Below are 22,778 nucleotides of genomic sequence, written 5' to 3' on the forward strand. Positions count from 1 at the left end.
TTGTGTTCTCCGAACCGAGGAGGCGTTTGCTGCAGCGCAACTAAAGTAGAGCACCGGCCGCCGACGAGCGATCACGATGTCGTCGGCGGCCGGTCGAGCGCAAGAGGATCCGCGTCCTGCGGGGGACGCTGCTGAAGACGCAGGTCCTCTCGGCGCTACGGGCGGGGACGCGGCGCGAGGGGAAACCCCGCGCCCCCGCCAATCCGCCTGCGGCCCGCCCCGTCGGGAAGGCCGCCACGGGGGCGCGGCGGATTAGCCTTCGTTGTCGTTGCCGGTCCACTCGACCGACGCGCGATAGGCGTCGTCGGGCGTCTGGCGGCCGGAACGCTCGCCGTGGTTCCGCTCCAGCGACACGGGCATGCGCTCGCCGTAGCGGGCGTCGAGGTCATGCTGGGACGTGGCGGGACGATTCGCGCCGCGATCGTCGGCCTGGGCGGCCGCGGTGGCGAGAAGCGTCGCGGCGATGGCGGTCATGATGGTCTTCATCGGAGTTCTCCCGTGACTTGCGTCAGGAACCTCTGGAGACGCTCAGTTCGTCTCCGGCGATGAGGACGTTCTACCGGCCGTCTGTCGCAGAGTTCTGCCGGCCGACGGGCGTTTTGGTCGCGAGATGTCGCGGTTCATGGAGCCGTTACATTCCGATACATTTTTCTCCGCCGGACGATCGTCGGCGTCGGTATGATGGGATGGACATAGAGAGCTGAAGACGAATGGACGCCCAACCGCACATCGCCGTAGTCGACGACCATCGCGACATTCGCGACCTGGTCGGGAAATACCTGGCGAAGCATGGATTTCGCGTCAGTCAGGCCGAGAGCGCGTCCGCGTTCCGCCGGCTGATGGAGAAGAACGGCCTGGACCTCGTGGTGCTCGACGTGATGATGCCGGGCGAGGACGGGCTGTCGCTGTGCCGCGAGCTGCGCTCGACCACGGAGCTTCCGGTCATCCTGCTGACCGCCATGGCGGAGGAGACCGACCGCATCGTCGGCCTCGAGATCGGCGCCGACGACTATCTGACCAAGCCGTTCAACCCGCGCGAGCTGTTGGCGCGGATCAAGGCCGTGCTCCGGCGGGTCCAGAGCCTGCCGCCTCAGCGCGCCACGCCGAAGGCGCGGGAGATCCGCTTCGACCGCTGGCAGCTCCATGTCGGCCGCCGCGAGCTGGTGGACGACAACGGCCTCGCCGTCCCGCTCAGCACCGCCGAGTTCCGGCTGCTGTCGGTCTTCCTCGACCATTCGGGCCTCGTGCTGAGCCGCGACCAGTTGCTCGACCTGACGGTCGGGCGCGCGGCCGACCCGTTCGACCGCAGCATCGACAATCAGGTCAGCCGCCTGCGGAAGAAGATCGAGACCGATCCTAAATCGCCCTCGCTGATCAAGACGCACTGGGGCGGCGGCTACAGCTTCGTCGCGGAGGTGGAGGCGCCATGACCCGGCTCTGGACCCGAAGCCTGACGATCCAGTTCATCGGCCTGATGCTGCTCGCGCTCGCCGTTTCGCAGGGCCTCGGCGCGGTCCTGTTCCTCGGCGAGCGCAGCGAGGCGCTGCACAAGGCGGCCAAGGCCGAGTTCCTCAGCCGCTGCGCCTCGATCGCCCAGGTGGTGGAGAGCACGCCGCCGAACCTGCGCGACGACATCCTCAACGCGAGCGGCACCACCTATTCGCGCTTCTGGTACACCCCCGACGCTCCCGGCGACGCGGTCGCCTGGCGCGGCGAGGCCTTTTCCCAGCTCGGCCGGCCTCTCCCGAGCTTCGCCAGTCTCGGAAGCCCGGCGAAGCTTTCGTCCGGAAGCAGCTTCACACCCTCCACCGAACCGCCGCCGGAATCGAGCTGGCGGGACTTGCCGCCCCAGGCCTGGCCGTTGTCCCGGCCGGCCAAGTTTCAGTACATCAACAACTCCAATGGCATGGGCCTCGCCGTCCAGCTCAAGGACGGCGGCTGGCTGAACACGGCGCTCGCCAAGCCCGCGCCGGCGGGCTTCTGGACCATGCAGTCGACGGTTTCGATGGGGCTCGCGGCCGTCCTGCTCTGCGGCATCGCCGCCTTCATCGCGCGCGGCATCACCCGGCCGATGCGCCAGATGGCGCTCGCCTCCGAGGCGGTCGGCCGCGGCGAGCAGCGCACCCTGCCCGAGACCGGCCCCGACGATATCCGCCAGACGGCGGAAGCGTTCAACCTGATGCAGGCGCGGCTGCAGCGCTTCATCGACGACCGCACGCGCATGCTGGCCGCGATCGGCCATGACCTGCGCACGCCGATCACCTCGCTCAGGCTGCGGGCCGAATTCGTGCAGGACGAGGAGACGCGCGAGAAGATGCTCGCGACGATCGACGAACTGCGCGCCATGACCGAGGCCGGGCTCGCCTTCGCGCGCGAGGAGTCGGTGATCGAGGAGACGCGCGCGGTCGACGTCCGCTCGCTGGTCGAGAGCATGTGCGACGACCTCGCCGAGATCGGCCATGACGTCAGCTTCGTGGAGGGTCCGCGCGTCAAGCTGCGCTGCCGGCCGGACTCCCTGCGCCGCGCCGCGCGCAACCTCGTGGAGAACGCGGTGCGCTATGGCGGGCGCGCCCGGGTCAGCGTCGTCGAGACGTCCCAGACGGTCGAGATCGTGGTCGAGGACGACGGGCCGGGCATTCCGGCCGAGGCAATGGAGAAGGTGTTCGCGCCGTTCTTCCGGCTGGAGGAATCGCGCAACCGCGAAACCGGCGGCATGGGCCTCGGGCTCGCGATCTCCCGCACGATCGTCCGCCGCCATGGCGGCGACGTCACGCTCACAAATCGGGACAGCGGCCTGCGCGCCGTCATCACGCTGCCGGCGTTCGAGGCCGGCGCCGAAGCCGAGTCGCGGTCCCTGCGGCGGCTGTTCCGGACGCCGGCGGCGCCCTACGGCCCGACCAAACAAGCGGTCTCGCCCAGCTCCTGAGCCCCGCGCCGGGCACGGTCGCCCGCCACGACCGCCATTGACAGCGGAGGACGGAGCGCAGATACCCTCAACCCATTGGATTCAAACACAATTTAACTGGAATAGTTCTGATATGGCCACGCGGGCGCACGATGGACCGTCGATCATCCCGACCCGCCGCGCGGCGCTGCTGTCGGGGCTTGCGGCGGCCGCGACGCCGCTGTGGTCGCCGACGGTTTTCGCCAAGGCCGGCGGCGATCGGGTCCTGACGCTCGGCGGCGGCGTCACCGAGATCGTCTATGCGCTCGGCTGCGGCGACCGCGTGGTCGGCGTCGACCTGACGTCGACCTACCCTCCCGCCGCGCGCGGCAAGCCCAATGTCGGATACTACCGGCGGCTCTCCGCGGAGGGCGTGCTCGGCCTGTCGCCCACAACGATCGTCGCGGCGGAAGGCTCCGGGCCAAAGGAGACCATGGACGTGCTCGCCGCGGCGTCCGTCCGTTTGGTGTCGCTCCGCGAGATCGAGCGGCCGGACGACATCGTCGCGCGCATCGGCGCGGTCGCCGCCGCGCTCGGCGAAGAGGAGCGCGGGCGCGAGCTCGCGGACGCCGTCGCGGCCGATCTTGCGACGCTCGCCGAAGACATCGCCCGGATCGAGAATCGGCGGCGCGCGCTGATCCTGCTCGGCCCCTCCAGCGGCGGTCCGCTGACGGCCGCCGGCGTCCGCTCGACGGGGGCGCTCGCGCTGGAGCTGGTCGGCTGCGACAACGCCGCGACGGCGATGACGGGCTGGAAGGCGCTGGTCGACGAAGCGGCGCTCGCCATCGACCCGGACGCCGTCATCGTCATGGCGACCGGCGCGCCGGTCTCGGTCGAGGCGGTGTCCCGGCACCCGGCGCTCGCCCAGTCCTCCGCCGTAAGGGACAACCGCATCGTCGTCGCGGACGCCCTCGGCCTAGTGGGGTTCGGTCCGCGGGTCGCCCACATCGCCCGCGCGGTCGCGCGACAAGTCTATCCCGAACATACGTTCCGCGCATTGCCGGAGCGCCCCTGGACCGCGAGCCAAGCCGCCTCCCGGTGACGAAGTCTCAGGGCCTTACGGCGGCCGGCCTTCTGCTGGCCGTCGCCATGATCGCGTCGCTGTCGGTCGGCCCCGTCACGATCGGGCCGGCGCGGCTGCTGGACGTGGCTCAGGCCGTGCTCGCGAACGGCGGGCGCGAGGGGCTGCCCCCGGCGCTCGCGCGCGACGCCACCATTCTCGCCGACATCCGGGCGCCGCGCACCGTCATCGGCGCGCTCGTCGGCGCCGCGATGGCGCTCGCCGGGGCCGTGATGCAGGGCGTGTTCCGCAACCCGCTGGCTGATCCAGGCCTCGTCGGCGTCTCGTCCGGCGCGGCCTTCGCCGCGGTCGCCTGGATCGTGCTCGGCGAGAGCGTGGCGCATCTGCTGCCGCCGACGCTCGCGAACCTCGCCCTGCCGCTCGCCGCTTTCGCGGGCGGGCTCGCCACCACGCTGCTGCTCGCCCGCATCGCCTCGCGCGACGGCCGCACCGAGATCGCGGTGATGCTGCTCGCGGGCGTCGCGCTCGGGGCGCTGTCGGCGGCCGGAACCGGCGTGCTGGTGTTCATGGCGCGGGACGACCAGCTCCGCGCCTTCCTGTTCTGGACGCTCGGCAGCCTCGGAGGCGCGACCTGGCTGAAGATCACGCTGGCGCTTCCCTTCATCGTGGCGCTCGGCCTCGCCGCGCCGCTTCTGGCGCGCGGGCTCGACGCCGTCGCGCTCGGCGAACGCGCCGCGTTCCACGTGGGCGTCGACGTCGAGCGGGTGAAGCGCATCGCCGTGATCGGGGTGGCGGCGGCGGTGGCGGCGGCGGTGGCGAGCGCGGGCGCGATCGGCTTCATCGGGCTCGCGGCCCCTCATCTCGTCCGGCTTGCGATCGGCCCCGGCCACCGCGCGCTGCTGCCGGCCTCGGCGCTGCTTGGCGCCGCGCTGCTGCTGCTGTCGGACGTCGCCGCGCGCACGCTCGCGGCCCCCGCCGAACTGCCGATCGGCGTCGTGACGGCGGCGTTCGGCGCGCCGTTCTTCCTGTGGCTGCTCATGCGCCGCCGTGGACGGATCATCGGATGAGCGGGCTTGTCGCCGACGCCGTCACGGTCAGGCTGGGCGGGCGCGTCGCGCTCGATCGCGCCAGCGTGCGGGTCCGGCCCGGCCGCGTCGTCGCGATCATCGGGCCGAACGGCGCCGGCAAGTCGACGCTGCTGTCCGCGCTTGCGGGCGACCTGCGGCCAGCCGCCGGCTCCGTCCGCCTCGACGGCGTCGACCTCGACGCCTTCACTCCGGCCGAGCTGGCGCGCCGGCGCGCCGTGCTCGCGCAATCGAACGAGCTCGCCTTCCCCTTCACCGTCGGCGAGACGGGGCGGCTGGGCCTGCCGCCCGGACTGCCCCGGATGGAGGGAGACGCCATCGTGGCGCGCAACCTCGCGGTCGTCGGCCTCGAAGGCGCCGACGACCGGCCGTGCCCGGAGCTTTCCGGCGGCGAACGCCAGCGCGTCCATCTCGCGCGCGTGCTGGCCCAGCTCGACGCCGCACCGGCCGGTCCCGCGCGCTACCTCCTGCTCGACGAGCCGACCGCGAGCCTCGACCTCGAGCACCAGCTCGCGACGCTCGCGCTCGCGCGCCGTCATGCGCGAAGCGGCGGCGGCGTGCTCGCCGTGCTGCACGACGTCAACCTCGCCGCCATGGCCGCCGACGAGATCGTCGCGCTGAAAGCCGGCGCGGTGGCGGCGAGCGGTCCGCCCGCCGAGGTTTTGACTGACGCTCTGGTCCGCACGCTCTACGGGGTGGAGGCGCGCGTCCGCGGGGTGCCGGACGGCCCGTTCCTGCTGCCCCAGACCGTCGTTCAGGTTGATGCTCAGGCGTAGGCGCCATCGAGCGCGAGTTCGAGGGCCGCGACCGTCGGCAGGGCGTCGAATACGCCGGGCGCGGCGGCGGTGAGCGCGCCGTTCGCGGCCGCGCGGCGCATGGCCTCCGGCCAGGCGCGGCCTTCCGCCAGCGCGACGGCGAGCGCGGCGGCGAAGGCGTCGCCGCAGCCGAGGGTGTCGACCGCCCGCGTCGGGAAGGCCGGCTCCACATGCGGCGGTCCGTCCGCTTGGTGCACGGTCGCGCCCTCCCCGCCCCGGGTGACGACGAGCGCCTCCAGCCCCAGCCCGAACAGCCGCCGCGCAAGACCCGCGGCGCCGTCCGCGCCCGGCGTGACCGTCTCGCCGAGGGACGCGGCCAGCTCCGCCGCCTCGACCGCGTTGACGCACAGGATCGAGGTCGCGGCGAGCACGCCGTCGCTCAGCGCGCGGTAGGGCGACGGGTTCAGCAGCGTCGGACGTCCGGCCGCGCGGGCGATCGCGAAGGCTTCGGCGATCGGCCCGTCGGCGATCTCGAACTGGGCGAGGCAAAGATCGGCCGCGCCGATCGCGTTCTCCAGCGGCCGCACGTCCTCCGCGCCGAGCGCCTCGTTCGCGCCTGGCGCGACCGCGAGGCAGTTTTCGCCGTTCGCGGCGATGAAGCCGACGCCGCCGCCGGTCGGGGCAGATTTCCGGCGCAGCATGGCGAGATCGAGTCCTGCGCGGCGGAAGGCCGGTTCGGCGAGGTCCCCCAGCAGGTCGGCGCCGACCGCGAACAGACCGTCGACCTCTGCGCCGAGCCGGTGGGCGGCGAGCGCGAGGTTGAACCCCTTGCCGCCGGGCTCCATCAGGAAGGCGCCGGCGCGCAGGGATTCGCCCGGCTGGGGCAGTTCCTCGACCGTCACCGTGCAGGCGGCCACGAAGCTGCCCAGCACGAAAATCCTGGGCCGGCCCCTGGCCGGCGAACCCGCAATCGCATCCATCGTCTTGGCCCCCGCGGAGCGGACGATAGAACACCCGTCCGGCGCGGCCAATCGCGCGACGACGGGCCGTCAGCCCGTCTTCGCGCCCTGCGGCAGCGACATCAGGATCTGCCGGTCGGCGATGCTCGCGACCCTGCTGTTGTGCGTCACCACCACGCGCGTCATCGGCAGGCGCTTCAACGCGTCGAGCACCACGTCGATGGCGCGCTCGTCGAGATGGTTCGTGGGCTCGTCGAGCAGGAACAGGCTCGGCCTGCGATAGAGCGCGCGGGCGATGAAGATGCGCTGCTTCTGCCCGCCCGAGAGCGTCGAGCCCATGTCGCCGACCAGCGTCTCGTAGCCCATGGCCATACGCATGACGTCGTTGTCGATGCCGGCCGCGGCGGCGCACTGGCGCACCCAGCGCATGTCCACGGCGGGATCGAAGCAGGCGATGTTCTCGGCGATCGAGCCGGCGAACAGGCGATCGTCCTGCAGCACGCAGCCGATGCGCTCGCGGTAGGACGCGAGCGAGCCTTCGTTGAGCGGAGAGCCGTCGATCTCGATCGCGCCCGCGGTCGGCGGCAGCAGGCCGGCGAGCATCTTGAGCAGGGTGGTCTTGCCGCAGCCGGAGGGCCCGAGCAGGGCGACGCATTCGCCCGGCGCGATCGCGAGGTCGAAATCGCGCACGATCGGCTGCTCGCCGCCGCCATAGGCGAACCCCACGCCGCGCATGTCGATCCGCGTCGGGGGCGCCCCGCCCTGCACGGGCGCTATGGAGCCTTGGCCGGTCGCCTCGCGGGGCGACAGGGCGATGTCGGCGAGCCGCTCCGCCTGCAGGTTGAGCATCCGCATCTTGAAGCCGGCGGCGACGAGGCTCTCGATGCGCGTCGAGAACTGGTCCTTGTAGGACAGGAACGCGATCAGCATGCCGAGAGTGATTGAACGGTCGATCACCGCGACCGCGCCGAGATAGAGGATCAGCACCCGGTCGAGCCCGAACAGCAGCTTGGTGGCGGCCCCGAACAGCACGTCGAGCTTCTGGGTGTGGAGCTTGGCGTTGAAGCGGTCGACCAGCAGGTTGAGCCAGGTGGCGGTGCGCCGCTCCTCCAGCCCGAACAGCTTGACCGTGGTCGCGCCCCTCAGCGTCTCGAGGAAATGCGTGTTCTCACGCGCCGCCTGGACGATGGTCTCTTCCGAGGCCTGCCGGTACGGCCCGTAGGCGGCGATCCTGAGCGCCACGTAGAGCAGCGTGGTGACGACCGCGACCACGGCGAGCCAGCCGCCGAACAGCGCCATCATCACCACGAGCCCGATCGCCATGACGCCGTCGACCACGCTCAGCACCGAGGTGGTGGACAGCGTGTCCTGCACGGTCTCGAGCGATCGGAAGCGGGAGGTGACGTCGCCGACGTGGCGCTTCTCGAAGTAATCGAGCGGCAGGCGCACGAGATGCGAGAACAGGCCGCTCGCCCACTGCACGTTGAGCGCCGCCGACAGCGCCATGATGCCCCAGGACCGGGCCGCCCAGATCACCGTCTGCAGCAGCACCAGCAGCCCGAGCCCGAGCGCCACCAGCGTGGCGAGGTCGGTGTCGCCGGCCACGATCGCCTGATCGATCACGATCTGGGTGCCGAACGGCAGTGCGAGCGTGAAGATCTCGAAGGCGATCGACAGCGCGAGCAGCTGCAGCACGGCCTTGGGCAGGCCTGCCACGTTGCGGAACAGGTCGAGCAGCCGGATGGTCTGGCGTTCGTCGGCCGGCGCGAAATCCTGCGTCGGCGTCAGCTCCAGCGCGACGCCGGTGAAGGACTTCGACACCTCCTCGAGCGGCAGCGTGCGCCGGCCGATCGCCGGATCGCAGATGCGGGCGGTGCGGGCGCCGACGCTTTCGAGCACGACGAAATGGTTGAAGCCCCAATGCAGCACGCACGGGGTCGAGAGCTGCGGCAGCGCCGACATCTCGACGCGCAGAGCCCGCGCCGCAAGGTCCATGCGGCCCGCGATCGCGACCATCTGCTTGAGCGTCAGGCCGCCGAGCGAGGTCGAGAACCGCCGCCGCAGGGTCGCGAGATCGACCAGCCGGCCGTGGAAGCCCGCCACCATCGCGAGGCAGGCGAGCCCGCATTCCGCGGCCTCCGTCTGCAGCACCGCCGGCGTGCGCGGCCGGCCGAAGCCGAACGACAGCCGACCGAGCAGCGCGCGCGCCGGACCGGCGGCGTCGCGCCCGGCGTCGTCCTGCGCCGTCACGCTCATCGCCCCGCCTCCTCAGGCCCGCCGTGAAGCGGCTTGAGGCTGTAGAGCGGGTTGAGGATCCACTGCCAGATCGGGCGGGTGTCGAGGAAGATGTCGGCCTCCACCTGCATGCCCGCCTGCAACGGCTCGCGCTTGCCATAGGCGACGATGTCGGACGATTCGGGCTTGATCGTCAGACGGTAGAGGCCGCCCCGGCTTTCGCTGTCGGGCGGGGCCGCGACGCCGTTCTCGATCTCCTCGGGCCTCAGCGCGGCGCGCGAGATCGATGTGACCACGCCCGGATGCTGGCCGAACTTCTGGTAGGGAAAGGCGGCGTAGCGCAGCATCACCGGCGCGCCCTCGCGGATGAAGCCGATCGCGCTCGATTCGGCGTAGAGATTGGCCTGCAGCGCGCTGTCCTCCGGCACGATCGTGAGCAGCGGCGCGCCGTTCGGCACCGCCTGGCCCGCATGGGCGACGACGGCCGTGACCCGCCCCGCCTCCGGCGCGACGATCTGGATCTGCCGCTGCGCCTCGGTCTCGGCGATGGTGCGGTCGGCCTCGGCGATCTGGCGGCGGATTTCGGAGAGCTTCGAACCGCCTTCGTGATCGATCTGGGAAATCTCGGCCTTGGCGGCGCTGGTCTCGGATTCGAGCCGCACGCCGTCGCGGCGGAGCTGTTCGAGCTGGGTCTTCTCGGCCATCAGCCGCGAGCGGCGGTCGGCGACGTCGCGCTGGATGGTGATGCCGCGCTTCAGATAGTCCTGGTAGCTCTCGAGCTCCTCGGTCAGCACCCGGACGTAATCCTCGCCGGTCGCGATCTGCCGATCGACCTGCGCGCTCTCGCGGCCGAGATCCCCGAGCTTCACGCGCAGCGCCTCCTGCCGGTCCTTGTCCGCGGCCGAGCGGCGGAGCAGCTCCTTCTGAAGCTCGTCGCGTTGGCTCTTCAGCGCCGCGAGCACCGTCTCGCTCGCGGCGCCGAACTCGGTGCGGCGGTCGAGGTCGAGCACATAGAGCGGCTGGCCCTTCGCGACCGTGTCGCCGTCCGCGACCTTGAGCGCGAGGATGCGCGCCTCCTGCGGCGCGGCGAGCTTGATGAGGCCGGAGCTCGGCGTCAGCACGCCGTGCACGCGGGCCCGCTGCGTGTACTGGCCGAAGACGAGGAAGGCGACGAGCGCGAGGGCGAGGACGGCGCCGACCGGCGCCACCACCGTGAGCGGCCAGGGCTGCACCGCGCGCGTGGCGCCGAGCCACTGGTCGGCGCGGGCGGAGACGGCCGCGGCGCGGAACAGCGGCGTCGCCTTCTGAGCAGGCGCCGCGGCCGGCGGCGCCGCAGGCGGGCGCTGATCCGGAGCCGCGGGGTCCGACGCGACCGCCGCGGCGTCCACGCTTGGCCCCGCCGTCATCCGGCGCTCCAGCCCGCCGGCGCCGCCCCTCCGCGGGCCTGCGTCAAAACGCCGCCAACAGCGGGGGCCATGTCGAGAGACTCCGAGTCCGATCCGCCGTCGGTCGGCGTTCGCCGGCCTTTACGCCCCCGCGCCGGATCACCGCCCGGCGCCGCGCGTTCAAATTTAATGATCGGCCTATAACCATATGATGAGCAATAATTTTTCACTATCCGCACCATGTTCGATCGTCTATCGATCCGACTTGATAGTCCTTTTGTCTAATCCGGCCCCATCCCGATCGCGGGGTTGAAGACATGGAACAGTGATGATCAATTCTATCGCGAAGCGCAAATGGGCGCTTCTTCAAACGATGGTGGATGCACAATAGCGCGTCACGTCCAAAGGGAGAATGATCGCATGAGCAATGCATTCGAAGCTGTTCGTGAACTTAACGCAGCTGAACTCGACGAGGTGTCTGGCGGCCTGTCGCTGGGCCTCTCGCTCGACCTCGGCGACGAACTCGCAGCGGTGTCCGGAACGCTCGATCAGGTCGGCGGTCTGGTCGGCGGCCTTCTCGACACGGTGATCGGCGCCCTGCCGCCTCTCCCCATCTGACGCGTCGGGGCGGCGGTTCGAACCGCCGCCCCCTTGCCGTTCATTCCGGCTCGGCCGGCTCGGCGTCGCGGGCGCCCTGGAGGAAGCCCTCCTCCCACAGCCGGTGCTCCTCGCTCCCGGCCTCGTAGCGATTGTCGTTCAACGAACCGCCATTGGCCGCTGCGATCAGGCCTTGTTCGAACGGGTCGATATCCATCGGGCGTCTCCCTCTTGCTCGAGGAGAGAAGCTAGGGCGCGGGCCGCCGAAGGCGCATACCCTCTTTCAGATCATCGGCAGATGGCGCGGCTTCGGTCCGCGCGGGAACGCGGCGTCGATGCGCGCGAGCTGCTCGTCGGTGAGTTCGAGATCGCCCGCGGCGGCGTTGTCGAGCGCATGGGCCTTCCGCCCGGCTTTCGGGATCGCTAGGACCGAGGGGCGACGCGTCAGCGCCGCGAGCGCCGTCTGGCGCGGCGAGGCGCCGGCCTCGGCGGCGACCTCCGCGAGCACGGCGCCGGACTTCGAACGCGGATCGGGAAAGGCGCCGCTGCCGAACGGGCTGTAGGCCACGACCGTCACGTCATGCGCCTCGCACCAGGGAATGACGGCGTGCTCGATCGCCCGCTCCTCGAGGTGGTAGAGCACCTGATTGCAGGCGATGGCGCCCGCGCCGGCGATGCCGAGCGCCTCCTCCAGATCGTCGACGTCGAAGTTGCTGACGCCCCAGGACAGGATCTTGCCCTGCCGCTTCAGGGTCTCGAACGCGTCGATGGTGTCCTCGAGCGGCGTCGCGCCGCGCCAGTGCAGGAGATAGCAGTCGAGGCGGTCGGTCTTCAGCCGCCGCAGGCTACGCTCGCACGCGTCGAGCACCCGCGCCCTGGCCGCGTTCTGCGGCAGGACCTTCGACACCAGAAAGACGTCGTCCCGCCGTCCGGCGATGGCTTCGGCCGCGAGCGGCTCCGCCTCTCCGTACATCTCCGCCGTGTCGACATGGGTCATGCCGGCGTCGAGGCCCGCGCGCAGCGCCTCGAGCGCCATGGCCCGCGCGTCGTCGTCCAGCCGCCATGTGCCCTGCCCGATGACCGGGACCGGACGTCGGTCGGGACCGAAGGTGGACTGGCGCATGGGAATCTCCTGCCTGGCCGCCGCCGTCGCGGCGCATGGACCAAGCTTAGCCGGCGCGGCGACGTTGCGCGCCCATGGACGACGCGACGGACGCGCCCGAAGTCAGATCATCCTTTTGACCGATATCGAAACCATGCAACCAATAATGGCCGTTAAGATCCATTAACAGGTCTTGAAGAAACCAGATTCGTCGGCCAGGAAAGCGATAGAAGCTACAAATCGGGAAATTCAGGCCGGCGTTCGGCGCCTCATCGGAGCTGTCAGGTGATCACGATGTCCTTCCGACCCCGATCGATCGCTATCGCCGTCTTGGCCGCAGCTTTGGGCGCGCCGACCTTCGCGAGCGCGCAGCTTGTCAACCCTGCGCAGCGCGCCCAGGCCGCGCCGAACGCGCCGCGGCAGGCGCAACCGGCGCAGCGCACGGCCCCGGCCGCGACCCAGCCGAACAGGCGGTCGGCTCAACGCCCCGCCGCTCCCCCGCCGCCAGCCGCGGCGACCGCGCCCCCCGGCGTGGCCGCCTCCCCGACCCAGTCTTCGAACTGGTGGCGCACCGCCGCCGATCGGTCGCTGTCGCGAAGCAGGGCCGCGCCGAACGCGCCGGCGCAGAACGCGCGGCGCGTCGTCGCTGCGGAAACCGCGCCCGCCGAGCGGCGCAGCCTGCGGCGCTCCTCCGCCCGCCGTTCCGCCGCGGCCCGACGGGACGTCGCGCGCGTGACGCCGCTGCCGCCGGAACGCGGCGGCCTCGCGATCGCCGTGAGCGCGGCCGGTGCGGCCGCAGGCCCGGGCGCCGAGGTCGTCAAAGCGCTCGGCGACGACGCGAGGCTGATCGACGCTCAGCTCGGCGGCGGGACGGCCGACCTCGCCGTTTCTCCGAGCCTCGACGGCGCGGCCGAACCGGACGTCCAGCGCGTGGCCCGCCTGTTCGACGCCGTCGTCGTGATCGTCGCGCGCCGCGATGTGGCCGGCGCGGGCGACCTCGCCGGCAAGCCGATCGAGATCGGCGCCGCGGAGGACGACGCCGCGGTGGCGCGCAAGGCGCTGGCGCTGCTGCGCCTGGAAGGGGAGGAGCGCCGTTCGGGCCGCGAGGAGGCGCTCGACGCCGTCTCCCGCGGCGAGGCCGCCGGCGCTGTGCTGATCGCGGTGAAGGGCGACGCCGACCTCGGCGCCTTGATCGCCGCCCATGGCGACCTGCATGTCGTCTCGGTCGCGCCGGACGTCGACCCCGCCCGCTCGCGCCGGCTCACGCCCGCGGACCTGCCCTCGGCGCCGCTGGTCGCGGACGCCCGCGCCCTCACGGCGGAGATCTCGCTGTTCGCCAAACGCGGCGCGGACCTCGACAAGGAGGCCGCCGAGGCCGTCCAGACTCTCTACGCGCGCATTCCCGACATGCTCGCGGGCGGCGCCGGGCCGTGGTGGCGCGATGTGCCGCTGGCGGCGGAGATCAGCGAGGCGGCGCTGTGGACGCCAGTCCGCCCCGACCTCGCCTCCGCCGAGCGTGGCCACCTGGCGCAGGGGCTCGAGCGCGCCGGCGCCGAACGCGCCCGCGAGGTCGCCGCGCGGCCGGGCGCGCGGCGCTGGATCGTGGCTCCTTAAGAGCGGTCAGCCGACGTCGACGAAACCGGCGAGCGGCCCGAGGCCGCCGCCCTCCACCAGCGCGTTCACCCTCGACCGGCCCAGCGCCGCGAGTTCGCCCGGCAGCCGGCCGAGCTCCTGGGCGTAGGCGACGAGCGTCAACCGCCGCGTCAGACGCGGGCCCGGCAGCGCTGCGTAGGTCAGCGCTCCTGCAGGCGGGGCGGCCTCCGCCACGCAAAGCGGCGTCACGATCGCGAAGCGCCCCCCTTCCGCGACCGCCGCGGCCACGCCCTGCGGCGTGTCGAACGAGAGCCGCCGCGGAAGGTCCAGCCCGATGCGCCGGAGATGGCGTTCGATCTCGACGCCGGTCGAAGAGCGCGCGCTGAACCGCACGAGGTCGTGCGTCCCCGCCAGCCGCCCGAGATCCGCGAGGTCGGAGACGGGGCCTGCGTCCGCCGGCAACATCAGCACATGCGTCTCGGCGACGATCGGCCAGCGTTCGAGCCCGGCGACATCGCCGAGATCGTCCACGCCGATCATGACGTCGAGGTTGCGCGACAGCAGCGCGCTGGCGTGCGCGGCCGTCAGGCCCGACAGGATCGCGACCTCGTCGGCCCGCGCCGCGATCGCGTCCGCAAGCGCGGGGCCGAGCGTGCGCGACAGCGAGTCGACGAGCCCGAGCCGCACCAACGGAAACCGCGCCCGCCCCGCCTCCCGCAGCATCGGGGCGATCTGGCGCGCTTCGGAGACCAGCGCCGAGGCGCGCTGGCGCAGCAGCACGCCCGCAGGCGTCGGCGCGATCGGCCGGATCGCCCGGTTGAACAGCCCGGCGCCGACGCGGGCCTCGAGCTCCGCCACCGCGAGTGACACCGCCGGCTGCGTCAGCCCGAGCCGCCGCGCCGCCGCCGCCATCGAGCCGGCGTCGCAGACCGCGAGGAAGATCGTGAGTTGGCGGAGATCGAAGGGAAGGTCGTCGGCGCGGGGCTGCATCGCGGGGCTCGCACTATAAGTCCGATTTATATCTCATAGCGCCGTTCCGTTCGCCATACTCCGGCTTGTCCTTGCTTCGCCATCACCCAGGCGCGCTCATGTCGACCGACCGGTATTCGATCTTTTCCGTGCTCCGCGAGGCGCTTCGCGGCCACACCGGCTGGAAGCCGGCCTGGCGCGAGCCCGAGCCGAAGGCGGAGTACGACATCGTCATCGTCGGCGGCGGCGGCCACGGCCTCGCGACCGCGCACTACCTCGGCAGGGTCCACGGCATCACCAACGTCGCGGTGGTGGAGAAGGGCTGGGTCGGCGGCGGCAATGTGGGCCGCAACACCACGATCGTGCGCTCGAACTACCTGCTGCCGGGCAACACGCCGTTCTACGAACACTCGATGAAGCTCTGGGAGGATCTGGAGCAGGACCTGAACTACAACGCGATGGTGAGCCAGCGCGGCGTCGTGAACCTGTTCCATTCCGACGGCCAGCGCGACGCCTACGCCCGCCGCGGCAACGCCATGCGCCTGCACGGCGTCGACGCCGAGCTGCTGGACGCGGCCGAGCTCAAGCGCATCCTGCCGATGCTTGACTTCGACAACGCGCGCTTCCCCATCAAGGGCGGCCTGCGCCAGCGCCGCGGCGGCACGGTGCGGCACGACGCGGTCGCCTGGGGCTACGCCCGCGCCGCCGACGGCCGCGGCGTCGACATCATCCAGAACTGCGAGGTCACCGGCTTCCGGATCGAGGCCGGCCGCATCCTCGGCGTCGAGACCACCCGCGGCTTCATCGGCGCGAAGAAGGTCGGCCTCGCCTGCGCCGGCAACTCCTCGCGCGTCGCCGCCATGGCGGGGCTCAGGCTGCCGATCGAGAGCCACGTGCTGCAGGCCTTCGTATCGGAGGGGATCAAGCCCTTCATCGACACGGTCTGCACCTTCGGCGCCGGCCACTTCTACATCTCGCAGTCGGACAAGGGCGGCCTCGTCTTCGGCGGCGACATCGACGGCTACAACTCCTACGCCCAGCGCGGAAACCTGCCGACGATCGAGGACGTGGCGGAAGGCGGTATGGCGCTGATGCCCGCGATCGGCCGCGTGAAGCTTCTCCGGCACTGGGGCGGGATCATGGACATGTCGATGGACGGCTCGCCGATCATCGACCGCACGCCGGTCGAGGGCCTCTACCTCAACGCCGGCTGGTGCTACGGCGGCTTCAAGGCGACGCCGGCCTCGGGCTGGTGCTTCGCGCACCTGCTCGCGACCGACGCGCCGCACGAGGTCGCGGCCGCCTACCGGCTCGACCGCTTCGCCACCGGCCATCTGATCGACGAAAAGGGCGTCGGCGCCCAGCCGAACCTGCACTGAGGCTCGACCCATGCGCATTCCCTGCCCCTATTGCGGCGTCCGCGGCGTGGACGAGTTCTCCTATCTCGGCGACGCCAGCCTGACCCGTCCCGACCCGGCCGCGCCCGGCGCGGAGGTCGCGTTCCACGACTACGTCTATCTCCGCGACAACCCGGCCGGTCCGCACCGCGAGCTGTGGCAGCACGCCAGCGGCTGCCAGTCCTGGCTGGTGGTGACCCGCGACACCCGCACCCACGCCATCGAGCTGGTCGAAGCCGCCCGCGACGTGGCGGCGGCGCGTGGCTCCGGAGCCGAATGATGTCCCAGCCGAACCGCCTCGCCTCCGGCGGCCTGATCGACCGGACGCGCCCGCTCGCCTTCACCTTCGACGGCCGGACCTATTCCGGCCACCCCGGCGACACCCTCGCCTCGGCGCTGCTCGCGAACGGCGTCACGCTCGTCGGGCGGTCGTTCAAGTACCACCGCCCCCGCGGCGTGCTGACGGCTGGCTCCGAGGAGCCGAACGCGCTCGTGGAGCTCCGGACCGGCGCGCGGCGCGAGCCGAACGTGAAGGCGACGGTGGCCGAGCTCTACGCCGGGCTCGAGGCCAGCAGCCAGAACCGCTTTCCGTCGCTCGCCTTCGATCTGCTGGCGGTGAACCAGCTGGCCTCGCCGGTGTTCGTGGCGGGGTTCTACTACAAGACCTTCATGTGGCCGGCGAAGCTGTGGGAGAGGCTCTACGAGCCTCTGATCCGCCGCGCCGCGGGTCTCGGCCGCGCGGCGGAAGCCGCCGATCCCGACGCCTATGAGAAGACCACCGCCCATTGCGACGTGCTGGTGATCGGAGGCGGCCCGGCCGGCCTCGCCGCGGCGCTCGCCGCGGGACGCTCAGGCGCGCGGGTGATCCTCGCCGACGAGGACTTCGCGCTCGGCGGACGGCTGATCGCCGAGCGGCGGGAACTCGGCGGCCAAAGCGCGGCGCGCTGGGCCGAGGAGGCCGAGGCGGAGCTCGCGAGCTTACCCGAGGTGACCGTGCTCAGGCGCACCTCCGTGCTCGGGGCCTATGACGGCGGCGTCTACGGCGCGGTCGAGCGGGTCTCCGACCACCTGCGCGAGCCGGCGCAGCATCAGCCGCGTCAGCGCTTCTGGCGCATCGTCGCGAAGCGCGCCGTGCTCGCCGCCGGCGCGCTGGAGCGGCCGATCGCCTTCGGCGGCAACGACACCCCGGGCGTGATGTTCGCCGGCGCGGTCCGCGCCTACCTCAACCGCTACGGCGTCGCGCCGGGCCGGCGCGCGGTGGTCTACGCCAACAACGACGACGCCGCCCGCACCGTGGCGGACCTGAACGCCGCCGGCTGCGAGGTCGTGGCGGTGGTCGACGCGCGCGGCGACAGCCCAGCGCTGCATGCGGCGGCGCGGGCCGCCGGCGCCCTGCTGGTCTTCGGCGGCGCGGTGGCGCGGGCCTATGGCGGCCAGAGCGTCAAGGGCTGCGAGATCGTCGACGCCCGCGGCGGAAGCTTCAACGTCGCCTGCGATCTCGTCGCGGTGTCGGGCGGCTGGAACCCCACGATCCACCTCACCACCCATCTCGGCGGACGGCCGCAGTGGCGGGACGACCTCGCCGCGTTCGCGCCGGGCGGGACGCCTCCCGGCATGACGGTCGTCGGCGCGGCCGCCGGCGCCTTCGGCCTCGGCGAGGCGCTCGCCGCCGGCGGACGGGCGGGCGCGGAGGCCGCGAACGACTGCGGCTTCTCGGGCGGGACCTTCGATCCGCCGCGCGCCGACGACGATTCCGGCGAGACCCGCGGGCTCGGGCCGTGGCGCGTTCCGGCGAAGCGCGGCAAGGCCTTCGTCGACTTCCAGAACGACGTCACGGTCAAGGACGTCGAGCTCGCGGCCCGCGAGGGCTTCCGTTCGGTCGAGCACCTGAAGCGCTACACCACGCTCGGCATGGCGACCGACCAGGGCAAGACCGCGAACGTCGTCGGCCTCGCGCTGATGGCGGAGATCACCGGCAGGTCGATCCCCGCGACGGGCCTCACGCTGACGCGGCCGCCCTTCACCCCGGTCGCGCTCGGAGCGCTCGGCGGCGCGCACCGGGGCAAGGAGTTCAAGCCGACTCGCCTGCCGCCCTCGCATTTCTGGGCCGAGGAGCAGGGCGCCGTGTTCGTCGAGACGGGGCTCTGGATGCGCGCGGCCTACTTCCCGCGGGCCGGCGAGACCGACTGGCTCGAGACGACCATCCGGGAGGTGAACACCGTCCGCAACAAGGTCGGCGTCTACGACGCCTCGACGCTAGGCAAGATCGACGTGCAAGGCGCGGACGCCGGCGCTTTCCTCGACCATGTGTACATCAACACCTTCTCCACGATGCCGATCGGCAAGGCGCGGTACGGGCTGATGCTGCGCGAGGACGGGATCGCGATGGACGACGGCACCGTCGCCCGCCTCGGCGAGACGCACTACTACGTCACCACCTCGACGGCGCACGCCGCGAGCGCGATGCGGCATCTCGAATATTGCCGGCAGTGGCTGTTCCCGCATCTCGACGTCCACCTGTCGTCGATCACCGACCAGTGGGCGAAATACGCGATCGCGGGGCCCCGCTCGCGCGACGTGGTGGCGGCGCTGGCGGACGACGGCTTCGACGTTTCCGACGCCGGCCTGCCCTATCTCGGCGTCAAGGAGCTGACGGTGTGCGGCGGGACCAGGGCCCGGCTGTTCCGGCTCTCCTTCTCCGGCGAGATGGCGTTCGAGCTCGCGGTCCCCGCGCGCTACGGCGACGCGCTGATCCGGGCGATCATGGCGGCGGGCGAGCCCTTCGGCATCTGCCCCTACGGCGCCGAGGCGCTGTCGGTCATGCGCATCGAGAAGGGCCACGCCGCGGCGGCCGAGCTGAACGGCCAGACCACGGCGGCCGATCTCGGCCTCGGCGGCATGATGTCGAAGAAGAAGGACTGCATCGGCAAGGTGCTGAGCCAGCGCGAGGGCCTCGCCGATCCGGCGCGGCCGCGGCTCGTCGGCTTCAAGCCGGTCGACCGCTCCCAGCGGCTCCGGGGCGGCGCGCACTTCGTCGCGCGCGGCGCGGCCGTCACCGCCGCCAACGACGAGGGCTACATGACCTCCGTCGCCTATTCTCCCTCGAACGGCTGCTGGGTCGGCCTCGGTTTCCTCGCGCGCGGCCAGGAGCGGATCGGCGAGATCGTCCGCGCCGTGGACCCGGTGCGCGACGGCGACGTCGAGGTCGAGGTGGTCGCTCCCGTCTTCGTCGATCCGGAAGGAGTCCGCGTCCGTGGCTGAGCCCCTCGTCGCCCGTTCGGCGCTCCGGCCGCACGTCGCCCCTAACGTCTCCGCCGCCGGAGCGCCCGGCGTCACGCTGCGGGAGGTCGAGAACCTGACCCTCGCCTCCGTCGCGGCCCTGAGGGGGCGCGAGGCGGAGCTCGTCCAGGCGGTGCGCGCCGCCTACGGCCTCGATCTCCCGACCGGACCGGCGCGGGTGGCTTCGGGCGAGGTCGCCTTCGTCGGCGCAGGACCCGGCAAATGGCTGGCCGTGTCATCCGCTCCGACCGACTTCTCCACGCTGCCGGCGGCGGTCGCCGACCAGTCGGACGGCCGAACGGTGCTGCGCGTCTCCGGCCCGAAGGCGCGGGAGACGCTCGCCACGCTGATCCAGCTCGACCTGCATCCGAGGACGTTCGGGCCCGGCGACGCCGCCATGACCCACGCCGCCTCGATCGCGGTCCACCTCTGGCAGGTCGACGACGCGCCGACCTACGAGATCGCGACGTTCCGCACCTTCGCAGCCACGCTTTGGCGCTGGATCGTCGAGGCGGGGCAGGCCCGCGGGCTCGACGCCCGAGCGGAGGACTGAGCGCGCAGGCTCAGCCCGCGATCTTCAGCCCGACGACGCCGGCCAGGATCAGCCCGATGCAGCCGATCCGCGCCGCCGTCGCGGGCTCGCCGAACACCGCCATGCCGAAGATGGTCGTGCCCACCACGCCGATTCCGGTCCACGCCGCATAGCCGATCCCGATCGGCAGCGTCCTCAGCGCCAGCCCGAGCAGCGTGAGGCTGCAGGCGATCGAGATCACGGTGACGACGGTCGGGACGAGCTTCGTGAAGCCTTCGGAATATTTCAGCCCCATCGCCCAGACGATCTCCATGAGGCCCGCCGCCAGCAGGTAGACCCATCCCATCACGCTACTCCTCATGCTTAGAACCGCTCCCCGGCGCGCGGAGGTTGCGGCGTCGGCGCGCTTGTCGAAGCCCTGCGCCTTTCGCTAGCCTTTGCGGAAAGTTTCCTGAGAGGAAAGCGCCATGGTTCGCAAGTCCACATCCGCGGCGGCGGCCGTTCCCGCGGACGAGGCCGCGCCGGGCGCGGAGGACGTCTACGTCACCGGCTCCGGCGCGCCTGCGGCCATGGAGCGGCGCACGCTGGAGCAGGCGATCGGCCTGCAGATCCGGCACCACCGCAAGCTGATGGGGCTGACGGTCGCGGAGCTCGCCGCGGCGGCGAGCGTCTCCACCGGCATGCTGTCGAAGATCGAGAACGGCCAGATCTCGCCGTCGCTCGGCACGCTCCAGACGCTGGCTTCGGCGCTCAACATGCCGATAAGCCTGCTGTTTTCGGAGTTCGAGGAGCGGCGCGACTGCTCCTATGTGCCGGCGGGCCAGGGCGTCGTGATTCAGCGGCGGGGGACCAAGGTCGGCCACCAGTACGAACTGCTGGGCCACATGCTGGGCGGGGCGATCGCCTGCGAGCCCTATCTGATCACCCTGACCGAGGACGCCGCGCCCTACACCGCCTTCCAGCACGAAGGCACAGAGCTGATCTACATGCTGAGCGGAGAAGTGATCTACGCCCACGCCGGCAACAGCTACCACCTCAAGCCCGGCGATTCGCTGCTGTTCGATTCCGGCGCCCCGCACGGGCCAGAGCGGCTGCTGGTGAAGCCGATGACCTATCTATCGGTCATCATGTACGAAAAGGACTGACGCGCGGCCTGCTTCGAAGCCGCCAGCGAGTTTCCTCACAAGAATTATTTTTTCATATCGATTGACGCGCCCGCGACGCCCGGATAGCGTCCGTTCTCGAAAGCCAAGTGAGCCTCGAGCAAACGGAGCGCGCCGAAATCATGTGCGGCATCGTCGGACTTTTTCTGAAGGACAAGGCGCTTGAGCCGAAGCTTGGCGAACTGCTGAGCGGCATGCTCGAGATCATGACCGACCGCGGCCCGGATTCGGCCGGTTTCGCGGTCTACGGCGCCGGCGCGCCGGACGAGGTGAAGCTGACCCTGCGCGCGGCCGAGGGCTACGACTTCGCCGGCCTCGCGGCGAAGCTCGGCGACGGCGTCGGCCTCAGCGCGCGCGCCACCCACGCCGTCCTGACGCTGCCGGCCGGCCGCGAGGCCGAAGTCCGCGCGGCGCTCGCCAAGGTCGCGCCCGAGGTCACGGTCGTCGGCGCCGGGTCGCGCATGGAGCTCTACAAGGAGGTCGGCCTGCCGAGCGACGTCGCCGTCCGGTTCAAGCTCGCCGAGATGTCGGGCACCCACGGCATCGGCCACACCCGCATGGCGACCGAGAGCGCCGTGACCACGAACGGCGCGCATCCGTTCTCGACCGGGGCCGACCAGTGCCTCGTGCACAACGGCTCGCTGTCGAACCACCGCACCGTGCGCCGCGACCTCGAGCGCGCGGGCGTCGCGATCCAGACCGACAACGACAGCGAAGTCGCCGCCGGCTACCTGTCGTGGCGCATGCGCGAAGGGCGCTCGCTCGGCGAGGCGCTCGAGGACAGCCTCGGCGATCTCGACGGCTTCTACACCTTCGTCGTCGGCACGGAGTCCGGCTTCGGCGTGCTGCGCGACCCGATCGCCTGCAAGCCCGCGGTGATGGCCGAGACCGACCAGTACGTCGCCTTCGGCTCGGAATACCGCGCGCTCGCCGGCCTGCCCGGCATCGAGAACGCCAAGGTCTGGGAGCCCGAGCCCGCCAAGGTCTATTTCTGGGACCGCGCCGCGGCCTGAGCCCAACTCAGAACAGGGGGAAGCCGCGCATGAACGCGAGCACCAAGAGTCACAGCTTCGATCTGGCGACGGCGAGCGTCCGCGAGCTCAACGCGGCGCTGCACGCGCTGAAGGACGGGACCAACGCCTCGCTGTGGCAGGTCGCCAATCCGCGCGGCCTGCACGCCATCGCCGCTGGCCTCGACGCGCCGGTGACGGTCGAGGTCGACGGTCCCGTCGGCTACTACTGCGGCGGCATGAACAAGCAGGCGACGATCATCGTCCGCGGCGCCGCAGGTGTCGGCGTCGCCGAGAACATGATGTCGGGCCGGGTCGAGGTCGCGGGCGACGTCAGCCAGGCGGCCGGCGCCACCGCCCATGGCGGCGCGCTGATCATCGGCGGCGACGCGGGCGCGCGCTGCGGCATCTCCATGAAGGGCGTCGACATCGTCGTGAAGGGCTCGGTCGGCCACATGTCCGCCTTCATGGCGCAGGCTGGCACCCTGACCGTGTTCGGCGACGCCGGCGAGGCGCTTGGCGACTCGATCTACGAGGCACGGCTCTACGTCCGCGGCAGCGTGAAGAGCCTCGGAGCCGACTGCGTCGAGAAGGAGATGCGCGACGAGCACCGCCAGGAGCTCTACGAGCGCTTCAAGCTCGCGGGCGTGGAGGGCGAGATCGATCCGTCCGACTTCAAGCGTTACGGCTCGGCCCGCACGCTCTACCACTTCCACGTCGACAACGCGTCCGCGTACTGAGGGACAGACGAC

General features: G+C 71.5%; 22 protein-coding genes. 14 read left to right on the forward strand and 8 right to left on the reverse strand.

From position 1 onward, the window contains the following. Positions 1–252: 252 nt before the first annotated feature. Positions 253–486, reverse strand: a complete 234-nt coding sequence (locus tag ACFSCV_RS13475) for a hypothetical protein (protein WP_378800095.1) — start codon at positions 484–486, stop codon at positions 253–255. Between the two features lie 224 nt (positions 487–710). Here ACFSCV_RS13475 and ACFSCV_RS13480 point away from each other — a divergent pair, with 224 nt between their 5' ends. The 5 genes from ACFSCV_RS13480 (at position 711) to ACFSCV_RS13500 (ending at position 5,826) form a co-directional block, all read left to right on the forward strand. Continuing rightward, positions 711–1,430, forward strand: coding sequence for a response regulator (locus ACFSCV_RS13480; RefSeq protein WP_378800096.1), 720 nt, complete (start codon positions 711–713; stop codon positions 1,428–1,430). Next, positions 1,427–2,926, forward strand: a complete 1,500-nt coding sequence (locus ACFSCV_RS13485) for a sensor histidine kinase (RefSeq protein WP_378800097.1) — start codon at positions 1,427–1,429, stop codon at positions 2,924–2,926. The genes ACFSCV_RS13480 and ACFSCV_RS13485 overlap by 4 nt, the downstream gene beginning before the upstream one ends. 112 nt (positions 2,927–3,038) lie before the next feature. Then, positions 3,039–3,986 carry a heme/hemin ABC transporter substrate-binding protein gene (locus ACFSCV_RS13490; protein ID WP_378800098.1) on the forward strand — a complete coding sequence of 316 codons (948 nt, stop codon included), beginning with the start codon at positions 3,039–3,041 and terminating at the stop codon, positions 3,984–3,986. Beyond that, the gene (locus ACFSCV_RS13495) at positions 3,983–5,032 is read left to right on the forward strand and encodes a FecCD family ABC transporter permease (RefSeq protein ID WP_378800099.1); all 1,050 of its coding nucleotides are present in this window, start codon (positions 3,983–3,985) and stop codon (positions 5,030–5,032) included. Before ACFSCV_RS13490 ends, ACFSCV_RS13495 begins: the two co-directional genes overlap by 4 nt. Further along, the gene (locus ACFSCV_RS13500; RefSeq protein ID WP_378800100.1) at positions 5,029–5,826 is read left to right on the forward strand and encodes a heme ABC transporter ATP-binding protein; all 798 of its coding nucleotides are present in this window, start codon (positions 5,029–5,031) and stop codon (positions 5,824–5,826) included. Before ACFSCV_RS13495 ends, ACFSCV_RS13500 begins: the two co-directional genes overlap by 4 nt. Here the strand turns inward: ACFSCV_RS13500 and ACFSCV_RS13505 are convergent. The 3 genes from ACFSCV_RS13505 to ACFSCV_RS13515 form a co-directional block, all read right to left on the reverse strand. Beyond that, on the reverse strand, positions 5,817–6,737 hold the full coding sequence (locus ACFSCV_RS13505; protein WP_378800101.1) for a PfkB family carbohydrate kinase: 921 nt from the start codon (positions 6,735–6,737) through the stop codon (positions 5,817–5,819). The two genes, ACFSCV_RS13500 and ACFSCV_RS13505, sit on opposite strands and share 10 nt — an antisense overlap. A 117-nt stretch (positions 6,738–6,854) precedes the next feature. Beyond that, positions 6,855–9,020 (reverse strand): peptidase domain-containing ABC transporter, encoded by a 2,166-nt coding sequence (locus tag ACFSCV_RS13510; RefSeq protein ID WP_378800102.1) that lies wholly within the window; start codon positions 9,018–9,020, stop codon positions 6,855–6,857. Further along, the gene (locus tag ACFSCV_RS13515) at positions 9,017–10,405 is read right to left on the reverse strand and encodes an HlyD family secretion protein (protein ID WP_378800103.1); all 1,389 of its coding nucleotides are present in this window, start codon (positions 10,403–10,405) and stop codon (positions 9,017–9,019) included. The genes ACFSCV_RS13510 and ACFSCV_RS13515 overlap by 4 nt, the downstream gene beginning before the upstream one ends. A gap of 399 nt (positions 10,406–10,804) precedes the next feature. Between ACFSCV_RS13515 and ACFSCV_RS13520 the strand changes: the two genes are divergently transcribed. Next, positions 10,805–11,002: a hypothetical protein gene (locus ACFSCV_RS13520; RefSeq protein WP_378800104.1), complete on the forward strand. Its 198-nt coding sequence runs from the start codon at positions 10,805–10,807 to the stop codon at positions 11,000–11,002. A gap of 40 nt (positions 11,003–11,042) precedes the next feature. Here ACFSCV_RS13520 and ACFSCV_RS13525 read toward each other — a convergent pair whose 3' ends face one another. After that, on the reverse strand, positions 11,043–11,198 hold the full coding sequence (locus tag ACFSCV_RS13525; protein WP_378800105.1) for a hypothetical protein: 156 nt from the start codon (positions 11,196–11,198) through the stop codon (positions 11,043–11,045). Between the two features lie 66 nt (positions 11,199–11,264). Beyond that, positions 11,265–12,104, reverse strand: coding sequence for an aldo/keto reductase (locus ACFSCV_RS13530; protein WP_378800106.1), 840 nt, complete (start codon positions 12,102–12,104; stop codon positions 11,265–11,267). Positions 12,105–12,614: 510 nt separating this feature from the next. Here ACFSCV_RS13530 and ACFSCV_RS13535 point away from each other — a divergent pair. After that, positions 12,615–13,697 (forward strand): hypothetical protein, encoded by a 1,083-nt coding sequence (locus ACFSCV_RS13535; RefSeq protein WP_378800107.1) that lies wholly within the window; start codon positions 12,615–12,617, stop codon positions 13,695–13,697. A 6-nt stretch (positions 13,698–13,703) separates the two neighbouring features. On the opposite strand, the gene ACFSCV_RS13540 is transcribed toward ACFSCV_RS13535, so the two are convergent. Further along, positions 13,704–14,666, reverse strand: coding sequence for a LysR family transcriptional regulator (locus tag ACFSCV_RS13540; protein WP_378800108.1), 963 nt, complete (start codon positions 14,664–14,666; stop codon positions 13,704–13,706). 98 nt (positions 14,667–14,764) lie between these two features. Here ACFSCV_RS13540 and ACFSCV_RS13545 point away from each other — a divergent pair, with 98 nt between their 5' ends. From ACFSCV_RS13545 to ACFSCV_RS13560, 4 genes are read left to right on the forward strand one after another with little or no spacing between them, the layout of a single operon-like run. Then, on the forward strand, positions 14,765–16,024 hold the full coding sequence (locus ACFSCV_RS13545) for a sarcosine oxidase subunit beta family protein (protein WP_378800109.1): 1,260 nt from the start codon (positions 14,765–14,767) through the stop codon (positions 16,022–16,024). A 10-nt stretch (positions 16,025–16,034) separates the two neighbouring features. Beyond that, positions 16,035–16,322 (forward strand): sarcosine oxidase subunit delta, encoded by a 288-nt coding sequence (locus ACFSCV_RS13550; protein WP_378800110.1) that lies wholly within the window; start codon positions 16,035–16,037, stop codon positions 16,320–16,322. Continuing rightward, on the forward strand, positions 16,322–19,303 hold the full coding sequence (locus tag ACFSCV_RS13555) for a sarcosine oxidase subunit alpha family protein (RefSeq protein ID WP_378800111.1): 2,982 nt from the start codon (positions 16,322–16,324) through the stop codon (positions 19,301–19,303). The genes ACFSCV_RS13550 and ACFSCV_RS13555 overlap by 1 nt, the downstream gene beginning before the upstream one ends. Then, positions 19,296–19,874 (forward strand): sarcosine oxidase subunit gamma, encoded by a 579-nt coding sequence (locus ACFSCV_RS13560; RefSeq protein WP_378800112.1) that lies wholly within the window; start codon positions 19,296–19,298, stop codon positions 19,872–19,874. Before ACFSCV_RS13555 ends, ACFSCV_RS13560 begins: the two co-directional genes overlap by 8 nt. Before the next feature lie 10 nt (positions 19,875–19,884). Here ACFSCV_RS13560 and ACFSCV_RS13565 read toward each other — a convergent pair whose 3' ends face one another. Then, the gene (locus tag ACFSCV_RS13565; RefSeq protein ID WP_378800113.1) at positions 19,885–20,199 is read right to left on the reverse strand and encodes a DMT family transporter; all 315 of its coding nucleotides are present in this window, start codon (positions 20,197–20,199) and stop codon (positions 19,885–19,887) included. Between the two features lie 121 nt (positions 20,200–20,320). On the opposite strand from ACFSCV_RS13565, the gene ACFSCV_RS13570 reads away from it, so the two are divergent. The 3 genes from ACFSCV_RS13570 (at position 20,321) to ACFSCV_RS13580 (ending at position 22,766) form a co-directional block, all read left to right on the forward strand. After that, positions 20,321–20,998 carry a helix-turn-helix domain-containing protein gene (locus ACFSCV_RS13570; RefSeq protein WP_378800114.1) on the forward strand — a complete coding sequence of 226 codons (678 nt, stop codon included), beginning with the start codon at positions 20,321–20,323 and terminating at the stop codon, positions 20,996–20,998. A gap of 140 nt (positions 20,999–21,138) precedes the next feature. Next, positions 21,139–22,029 carry a class II glutamine amidotransferase gene (locus ACFSCV_RS13575; protein ID WP_378800742.1) on the forward strand — a complete coding sequence of 297 codons (891 nt, stop codon included), beginning with the start codon at positions 21,139–21,141 and terminating at the stop codon, positions 22,027–22,029. A 29-nt stretch (positions 22,030–22,058) separates the two neighbouring features. After that, a complete protein-coding gene (locus ACFSCV_RS13580) occupies positions 22,059–22,766 on the forward strand; it encodes a GltB/FmdC/FwdC-like GXGXG domain-containing protein (RefSeq protein ID WP_378800115.1) in 708 nt (235 codons plus the stop codon). Positions 22,767–22,778: the final 12 nt, after the last annotated feature.

The organism is Methylopila henanensis (assembly GCF_042681025.1).
In the GTDB taxonomy this organism is placed as follows: domain Bacteria; phylum Pseudomonadota; class Alphaproteobacteria; order Rhizobiales; family Methylopilaceae; genus Methylopila; species Methylopila henanensis.

Excerpts from the sequence above, each read along its gene's own strand:
- ACFSCV_RS13475 (WP_378800095.1), bottom strand. The coding sequence starts at position 486 with ATGAAGACCATCATGACCGCCATCGCCGCGACGCTTCTCGCCACCGCG.
- ACFSCV_RS13480 (WP_378800096.1), top strand. The coding sequence starts at position 711 with ATGGACGCCCAACCGCACATCGCCGTAGTCGACGACCATCGCGACATT.
- ACFSCV_RS13485 (WP_378800097.1), top strand. The coding sequence starts at position 1,427 with ATGACCCGGCTCTGGACCCGAAGCCTGACGATCCAGTTCATCGGCCTG.
- ACFSCV_RS13490 (WP_378800098.1), top strand. The coding sequence starts at position 3,039 with ATGGCCACGCGGGCGCACGATGGACCGTCGATCATCCCGACCCGCCGC.
- ACFSCV_RS13500 (WP_378800100.1), top strand. The coding sequence starts at position 5,029 with ATGAGCGGGCTTGTCGCCGACGCCGTCACGGTCAGGCTGGGCGGGCGC.
- ACFSCV_RS13510 (WP_378800102.1), bottom strand. The coding sequence starts at position 9,020 with ATGAGCGTGACGGCGCAGGACGACGCCGGGCGCGACGCCGCCGGTCCG.
- ACFSCV_RS13515 (WP_378800103.1), bottom strand. The coding sequence starts at position 10,405 with ATGACGGCGGGGCCAAGCGTGGACGCCGCGGCGGTCGCGTCGGACCCC.
- ACFSCV_RS13520 (WP_378800104.1), top strand. The coding sequence starts at position 10,805 with ATGAGCAATGCATTCGAAGCTGTTCGTGAACTTAACGCAGCTGAACTC.
- ACFSCV_RS13525 (WP_378800105.1), bottom strand. The coding sequence starts at position 11,198 with ATGGATATCGACCCGTTCGAACAAGGCCTGATCGCAGCGGCCAATGGC.
- ACFSCV_RS13530 (WP_378800106.1), bottom strand. The coding sequence starts at position 12,104 with ATGCGCCAGTCCACCTTCGGTCCCGACCGACGTCCGGTCCCGGTCATC.
- ACFSCV_RS13540 (WP_378800108.1), bottom strand. The coding sequence starts at position 14,666 with ATGCAGCCCCGCGCCGACGACCTTCCCTTCGATCTCCGCCAACTCACG.
- ACFSCV_RS13545 (WP_378800109.1), top strand. The coding sequence starts at position 14,765 with ATGTCGACCGACCGGTATTCGATCTTTTCCGTGCTCCGCGAGGCGCTT.
- ACFSCV_RS13550 (WP_378800110.1), top strand. The coding sequence starts at position 16,035 with ATGCGCATTCCCTGCCCCTATTGCGGCGTCCGCGGCGTGGACGAGTTC.
- ACFSCV_RS13555 (WP_378800111.1), top strand. The coding sequence starts at position 16,322 with ATGTCCCAGCCGAACCGCCTCGCCTCCGGCGGCCTGATCGACCGGACG.
- ACFSCV_RS13565 (WP_378800113.1), bottom strand. The coding sequence starts at position 20,199 with ATGGGATGGGTCTACCTGCTGGCGGCGGGCCTCATGGAGATCGTCTGG.
- ACFSCV_RS13570 (WP_378800114.1), top strand. The coding sequence starts at position 20,321 with ATGGTTCGCAAGTCCACATCCGCGGCGGCGGCCGTTCCCGCGGACGAG.
- ACFSCV_RS13575 (WP_378800742.1), top strand. The coding sequence starts at position 21,139 with ATGTGCGGCATCGTCGGACTTTTTCTGAAGGACAAGGCGCTTGAGCCG.
- ACFSCV_RS13580 (WP_378800115.1), top strand. The coding sequence starts at position 22,059 with ATGAACGCGAGCACCAAGAGTCACAGCTTCGATCTGGCGACGGCGAGC.